This is a genomic window from Liquorilactobacillus vini DSM 20605, from assembly GCF_000255495.1.
GTDB classification, from domain to species: Bacteria; Bacillota; Bacilli; order Lactobacillales; family Lactobacillaceae; genus Liquorilactobacillus; species Liquorilactobacillus vini.
The window spans coordinates 1-6,932 of record NZ_AHYZ01000156.1; the positions used below are offsets into that span (position 1 = coordinate 1).

General features: G+C 37.6%; 7 protein-coding genes and 1 pseudogene. 1 reads left to right on the forward strand and 7 read right to left on the reverse strand.

Annotation, left to right across the window (positions count from 1 at the left end; all coding sequences use genetic code 11):
* Positions 1-184, forward strand: a pseudogene (locus tag ON15_RS12055) (hypothetical protein); the annotation flags it as partial.
* Between the two features lies 1 nt (position 185).
* Here the strand turns inward: ON15_RS12055 and ON15_RS08725 are convergent.
* From ON15_RS08725 to ON15_RS08755, 7 genes are all read right to left on the reverse strand, one after another.
* The gene (locus ON15_RS08725; RefSeq protein ID WP_010581103.1) at positions 186-1,448 is read right to left on the reverse strand and encodes a tetratricopeptide repeat protein; all 1,263 of its coding nucleotides are present in this window, start codon (positions 1,446-1,448) and stop codon (positions 186-188) included.
* A gap of 97 nt (positions 1,449-1,545) precedes the next feature.
* Positions 1,546-1,821, reverse strand: coding sequence for an HU family DNA-binding protein (locus ON15_RS08730; RefSeq protein WP_010581104.1), 276 nt, complete (start codon positions 1,819-1,821; stop codon positions 1,546-1,548).
* Between the two features lie 235 nt (positions 1,822-2,056).
* Entirely contained in the window at positions 2,057-3,367 is a 1,311-nt protein-coding gene (gene der / locus ON15_RS08735) for a ribosome biogenesis GTPase Der (RefSeq protein ID WP_010581105.1), read from the reverse strand.
* Between the two features lie 91 nt (positions 3,368-3,458).
* Entirely contained in the window at positions 3,459-4,676 is a 1,218-nt protein-coding gene (rpsA, locus tag ON15_RS08740; protein ID WP_010581106.1) for a 30S ribosomal protein S1, read from the reverse strand.
* A gap of 80 nt (positions 4,677-4,756) precedes the next feature.
* A complete protein-coding gene (gene cmk / locus ON15_RS08745; RefSeq protein ID WP_010581107.1) occupies positions 4,757-5,437 on the reverse strand; it encodes a (d)CMP kinase in 681 nt (226 codons plus the stop codon).
* A gap of 32 nt (positions 5,438-5,469) precedes the next feature.
* A complete protein-coding gene (locus tag ON15_RS08750) occupies positions 5,470-6,105 on the reverse strand; it encodes a LysM peptidoglycan-binding domain-containing protein (RefSeq protein WP_010581108.1) in 636 nt (211 codons plus the stop codon).
* Between the two features lie 63 nt (positions 6,106-6,168).
* A complete protein-coding gene (locus tag ON15_RS08755; protein ID WP_268869597.1) occupies positions 6,169-6,909 on the reverse strand; it encodes a helicase-related protein in 741 nt (246 codons plus the stop codon).
* Positions 6,910-6,932 lie beyond the last annotated feature (23 nt).

Below are 6,932 nucleotides of genomic sequence, written 5' to 3' on the forward strand. Positions count from 1 at the left end.
ATCAAATTGGCTCTCATTTCCCTTTTCACCAAAGAATTTACGACGCGATGCTATTTTAAGTTTCTTGATCCGCCATCGTAATTTAACATCACTTAATTGTTGTCGTCAGTTGCATCTTGATTTAAAATCTCTCAACTACTATCGTTTATTGAGCTATCAGGTAGCTGAAAAACCAAATTCTTAATTTAAAATGTTTCATCAAGTTCATTTTGCAAATCGAGCATCGTTAAATCATTCGGTTCAATCTTCAAATAATTAGCAACTGATTTTCTAACAAGCGGTAGATCTCCGCTGCGCCGAGCTAATAATGCTAACTCTCGCCAAAAATCCGCTTCATGTTCAAAATCCTTTTGAACTGAACGGTAGCATTCAAGCGCTGACCGATCATCTTCTAAAGCGCTATAGGCCCGACCTAAATTCCAGACTAATTGTGAATCATTGCTCAACTTAATAGCTTTTTTCAACAACTCGATGTTTGCTTGATATTTCTTTTGAGTTTGCAAAAGATCACTTAACTCAATTAAAGCTGTTAAATTATCTTCGTCAAATTGTAAGATCTGACGTAAATATTGTTCAGCTAACTCTGGTTGTGCTAACTTCTGAGCCATCTGGCTAGCATGTAAATAAAGTTTACTGTTATACTGGTCAATTCGCAATCCTTCTTGATCGATCAACAATGCCTGCTGTAATTGTCCCTGTTCTTCATAAGCATTAGCTAAATAAGGATATAAAGAAGTATAGTCTGGACTGATTTTTCTCAATTTTTCAAAATTCTTAGCTGCAGCTTCATAACGCTTTAATTGAAGCTGCGTGAAAGCCAGGTCAAATAAAATATCTGGATCTAAATCACGCTGATGGATCTGTTCAAGGTAACCCAGTGCTTGCTCAAAATGACCAGTTTCGGCATAACAAGCGCCTACTCGTTGAACCAAATTAATCTTAGCTAATTGCAGCTGTCCCGTTCTCAAAAGCTGCAGATAAAAAGGTATGGCAGATTGATAGCGTTTAATATTGAAATACAATTCCGCCAAGCCCAAAAGCACCGCCGATTCATTTGGAGCAATTTTTAAAGCTGTTAAAAGCTTTTGTTCGCTGACCTCAAATAAGCCTTGGGTTTGATACAAATCAGCTGCTACAAGTAATGCATTTAAGTACGCAGGAGAAGCGGGCCCAATTTGACTTAAGTAAGCTAAAGCTTGATCATCTTGACCATTATTGATAGCAATCTCTGCTAAAGCTGTTTTTAATTGATCTTCCTCAGGAAATCTTTTTAATAAAGTTTGATAAATATCTTTGGCCCAGTCAGAAAAGCCTAACTGTTGTAACTCTTCAGCCAAATTAAACAAGAAATCAGGTTGATCTTTCAAAAGAGCCAGTTGTAATTCTTGGTCAGCTAAATCAAAGTTACCAAGTTTGATTTGCGTTAATGTCTTTTCAGAGTATGTCATTTTTGTCCTCTTTTATACCCAATAATTTTAATCAGTAAACAAAAAGTCGGAACACTAAACTCGTTCCGACCTTTGGCGAATTATTATGAGCTGTAAACTACTTAACAGCATCTTTCAGCGCTTTACCCGGTTTAAATGCCGGAACTTTGCTTGCAGGGATTTCAATTTCTGCACCAGTTTGTGGATTACGGCCCTTACGAGCTGCACGGTCACGAACTTCGAAATTACCAAATCCGATTAATTGAACTTTTTCGCCTTTTTTAAGTAGATCCTGGATCGTTTCCAGAACTGCATCAACAGCTGAAGTTGCATCTTTCTTTGTCAAACCAGTTTTAGTTGCAACTGTATCGATCAATTGTGCTTTGTTTGCCATGGTTTCACCTCCTCAGCTGAAGAATCCACAATCTAAGTTGTGGCAATGTGTCATTTCAAATGAAATGACGAAACAATGACTAACAAATCATCATCTCTCTTAATAAGGTAGCATATAAACCCTAATATATCAAGGTTTATGACTCTCTTTTTAACGTTTCAATTCTAAAAAAACTCTCATAAAGTTCCTAAGCTTGCTTTCAAAAGTTATTTCATTCAAAAACATTCCTACTGTCCTAATTCCGGCGCCGTTTGATCAAATGCAAGGGGGTGCCTGTAAAATCAAATGCCTCACGCAACTGATTTTGTAAATAGCGTTCGTAAGAAAAATGCATCAAATCAGGATCATTAACAAAAATCACAAAAGTCGGTGGTTTAACAGCCACTTGTGTCCCATAGTAAATTCTCAAGCGCTTGCCATTTTCCGTTGGAGTTGGATTGCGACCAATTGCGTCCAGCAAAACGTCATTCAGCACTGAAGATTTAATTCGCTGCTGCTGATTAATTGAAACCTGTTTAATTAGTTCTGGTAATTGACTTAAGCGCTGTTTAGTTTTTGCCGAAACAAATACAACTGGGGCATAGTCTAGGTACTGAAATTCTTGACGGATCAATTTTTCAAATTCAACTAAAGTGTAATTATCCTTTTTGATTAAATCCCATTTATTGACTAAAATTATGATACCGCGGCCAGCTTCATGCGCATAACCAGCCACTTTCTTATCTTGCTCGCGAATACCGGTTTCAGCGTCCAAAACAACTAAGACCACATCGGAACGATCAATTGCTCGCAATGCCCTTAACACTGAATATTTTTCCGTATTTTCATAAACTTTACCTTTTTTTCTAATTCCTGCAGTATCAATCACGGTAAAACATTCACCATTTTCAGTTTTAAACGGGGTATCAATCGCATCACGAGTTGTCCCTTCAATTTTTGAAACAATAACGCGATTCTGGCCTAAAATAGCATTTACCAATGAAGATTTACCAACATTGGGCCGACCAATCAAACTAAACTTAATACTTTGATCGAGCTCCAAATGCTTTTCTTTCGGAAATGACTGACAAACCTTTTCTAACAAATCACCAATTCCAATTCCGTGAACTCCGGAAATTGGAATTGGATCTCCAAAACCTAATGAATAAAAATCATAAATATCAGCACGCAATTCTGGATTATCCACTTTGTTTACAGCGACAATCACTGGTTTATCAGTTTGATAGAGAATTTGAGCAACCTTTTCATCCGCCTCAGTTACTCCTTCACGAACACTTACAATCAAAACAATTACATCTGCTTCATCAATCGCAATTTCCGCTTGTTCTTTGATTTGAGTCAAAAAAGGCTCAGTTCCCATTTCAATTCCGCCAGTGTCAATTAAGCTAAATTTTTGACCTAGCCATTCACTATGAGTATAGATGCGATCACGGGTAACACCGGGAGTATCTTCAACAATTGAAATTCTTTCACCCGCGATACGGTTAAAAATCGTCGACTTTCCAACATTGGGTCGGCCAACAATTGCAACTACTGGATTACTCACTTACCGTTTCTCCTTTCATCAATGCTCAAAAAAACTGGCCCAAAAGAACAAATCTTTTGCACCAGTCAAAAATTTCTTCATCATCAGGAATTTATTCTTGATCATCCTTATTTTTAAGTTCATTACCAACCAGATCGCCCAAAGTAAATCCAGTACTTTCTTCAGGTGCATTGGCAACTGAAGAATCTGTTTTCTTAGCTGCCAATTTTTTAGTTTCACCAGCCACTGGTTTTTCTTCTAAAGCTTTAATTGATAAACCAAGCCGATGCTGCTCAGGGTGAACACTCAAAACTTTGACTTTAATTTTTTCTCCAGATGTTAAAACTTCATTTGGTGTTGCAATATGCTTATGCGAAATCTGTGAAATATGCACTAATCCTTCAACACCAGGAAGAACTTCAACAAAAGCACCAAAACTAGTCAAGCGCTTGACTGTTCCTTCAATAACATCACCCTCAGCAATCTTTTCACTGACCTGATCCCAAGGTTGTGGCAATGTTTGTTTAATTGATAACGAAACGCGCTCTTTATCAGGATCAACTGATAAAACTTTAACTTTAACTTCTTGACCAACCTTTAAAACATCACTTGGCTTGTCGACTCTCTCAAAGGCAATTTCTGAAACATGGACCAGTCCATCAACTCCGCCTAAATCAACAAAAGCACCAAAGTTAGTTAAACGCGCTACCTTGCCTTCAACAACATCTCCAGCCGCTAATTTAGCTAATGTTTCAGCCTTTTTAGCTTCACGCTCAGCCTTAACAATTTCTTTATGCGATAAAATTAAGCGATTTTCACTTGGCTCAATTTCAATAATCTTTAATTCAAGAGTTTGTCCCTTAAATTGATTCAGATCTTCAACATAATGATCTTCAATCATTGAAGCCGGAATAAATCCACGAACACCTGCGTCAACTACCAAACCACCCTTAACAACTTGGGTAACAGGTGCTGAAATCGTTTCACCAGCTTCATATTTTTTCTCAATTTCATCCCATACTTTCCGAGCTTCTAAACGACGTTGTGAAAGTAAATAGCTGCCGCCTTCTTTATCTGAACCGATTTTTGAAATGACTACTAAATCAAAAACGTCTCCGACTTTGATTTGCTTAGTAACATCTTCACCTGGTTTAACGCTCAATTCCTTAAACGGTACAACGCCTTCAACACCAGTTCCTTCGATTCCAACAATTGCTTGTTTATCATCATCAAAAGCTAGAACTTCACCTTTAACGACGTTTCCAATCTTTACTTCACTAACACTGTTTAGCGCTTCTAATAAATCCTTTTTCGAATCTGCTTCACTCATGGACCATGTCCTCCTTAACGACTAACTCTAAATACCATTTTAGCTGAAATTTGATTTAAAATCCAGTTAAAATACATTTTTCAAGCTCTTTTTACTTCTTTTTTGATAATTTTCATAATTTTTTCGACTACTTGCTCAATTGATAAACTAGTAGTATCAACTAAAATTGCATCTTCTGCTTGCGTCAAAGGAGAAATTGCCCGTGACTCGTCTTTTTTATCCCGTAAAGCAATTTCACTCTCTAATTGCTGAAGATCCACCTTAAAACCCTTTGCGACATCTTCCCGATAACGGCGTAGAGCTCGTTCTTTGACACTTGCAACTAAAAATATTTTAACTTGCGCATTTGGTAAAACTGTTGTCCCAATATCCCGACCATCCATCACAATTCCACCGTTGACTGCTAATTTCTGCTGTTTAGCAGTCAATGCTTCGCGAACGCTGATCTGTGCAGCAACTGTCGAAACATACTTGCTCACGGTTGGCGTCCTGATTTCCTGGGTCACATCTACTCGATTGACCAAAACTTTCTGACCAGCTTTTTGCGGCACAAACTTAATTTCCAAATGACTTAACAACTTTGCCAATGCTGCATCATCATCAAGCACCACTTTCTCTTTTAAAGCTGCCCAGGTCACTGCTCGGTACATTGCTCCAGTATCACAATAAATATAATTTAATTGGCTAGCAATCAGCTTTGCTACAGTACTTTTTCCAGCTGATGCCGGACCATCAATCGCAATCTGTAACTTTGTCCTCATAAAACTAAAAATCTCCCTTAAATTAAGCTTAATTATTTTATCCTAACTCTTTGGCCAGGCGATAAAACCGATGAACTGGAAAGTCCTGGATTCAGTTGCAAAAGTTCAGCTACCGTTAAACCATTATTAGTCGCTACTCGATAAATTCCTTGACCCGATCCAACGGTTGCATAGTCTGCACTTGCTGAACTACTTGTTTCAGTTGTCGAACTGGTTGAAACTGATGCTGCTGAATTCGAATCAGCTAAAGAGCTACTACTTTCTTCTGTTTCAATTGAACTCGTTTCATCGCTAGACATCTTAGTCGAATTTTCATTCGCAGCAGTCGTTGTTTTAGTGCTGCTTGAACTTGATTTTTTGTTGCTAATTTGACTTTTGCTAGCGCTAGCCTTAGTCTTTTTACTTTTCTTCGCAGATGACTCAACTACGCCGACATTATTGCTATTATTGCTTAAAGTTTTGTTAGAACTGCTTTGTGAAATAAAATAAAGTGCAACCGTCCCAATGATAACAACAATAAAGACAATTAATAATGATGTCGTTAAAACTGAATTATTTTTGATTTTTTTTCGGCTGGCTGTCCGTGAATAATTGCCATTTTCATCACGTTCATCATCAAAGCTCCGGTCCCAAGGCTTTGATTGCTGATCGTCATCCTGGTGATTCATCGTAAAGTCCCTCCTCATATTGTTTACTCTTTATTCTACCATAATTATTATTCCACCACTATATTAGTTTCCTGACCAATTTGCAAACAGCTTTTTCAATTGAACTTTAAATGGAGTTAATTGTGGCATTCTTTTTTGACAAACTGATCCTTTTTCTAACCCTAATCGCTGCAATGGCAGATCATCTTCTGGCAGCTGACAGCAATCTTGATCATGTTTTAGCTGACTAATGTCCTCATCGAAGTAACTGCAAATGAATTTTCGGCGACACCCCTGATAAACTAAATAATCCTTTAAGCTTGCCAACTTAGTTTTTTTAGCTTGGCGTAAGGTTGCAAAAAATTTAGTTAATTGAGCTGGTTGGCTGCCCAATCGTTGATAATAGGCCAATAACTGGAATTTTTCCTCTTGAGTTGCTAAAATTCTTTGCAGTTTAGGATCAACAGAAAAAAAAGCTTTGATTTGTGCTGCCGTTGGTAAAGTAGTTAAACTTAACTGCCGCTGCAAGCGAAAATCCTCAGACGTGTATAAGAGAATTGCAATGCTTTGTTGACCATCTCTGCCTGCTCGCCCAATTTCCTGCAAATAGGCTGCTAAATCAGTCGGCAAATGATAATGGATCACAAAACGTACATTTTTTTGATTAATACCCATTCCAAAAGCACTCGTTGCACAAACAATTTCTAATTGCTGCTGCATAAATTGCTGCTGGACTGCAAACCGTTCTGCCTGCGTTAAATCAGCATGATAAGCTGCTGCTGTTAAAGACAATTTTTCATTAATCAGATTCGCTAGTTTTTTCAGTTGCTTTACGACTTAATTAAAAT

What these genes read in the sequence shown, in the direction of transcription:
- ON15_RS08725 (WP_010581103.1), bottom strand. Translation starts at nt 1,448, where the DNA reads ATGACATACTCTGAAAAGACATTAACGCAAATCAAACTTGGTAACTTT.
- ON15_RS08730 (WP_010581104.1), bottom strand. Translation starts at nt 1,821, where the DNA reads ATGGCAAACAAAGCACAATTGATCGATACAGTTGCAACTAAAACTGGT.
- rpsA (WP_010581106.1), bottom strand. Translation starts at nt 4,676, where the DNA reads ATGAGTGAAGCAGATTCGAAAAAGGATTTATTAGAAGCGCTAAACAGT.
- cmk (WP_010581107.1), bottom strand. Translation starts at nt 5,437, where the DNA reads ATGAGGACAAAGTTACAGATTGCGATTGATGGTCCGGCATCAGCTGGA.
- ON15_RS08750 (WP_010581108.1), bottom strand. Translation starts at nt 6,105, where the DNA reads ATGAATCACCAGGATGACGATCAGCAATCAAAGCCTTGGGACCGGAGC.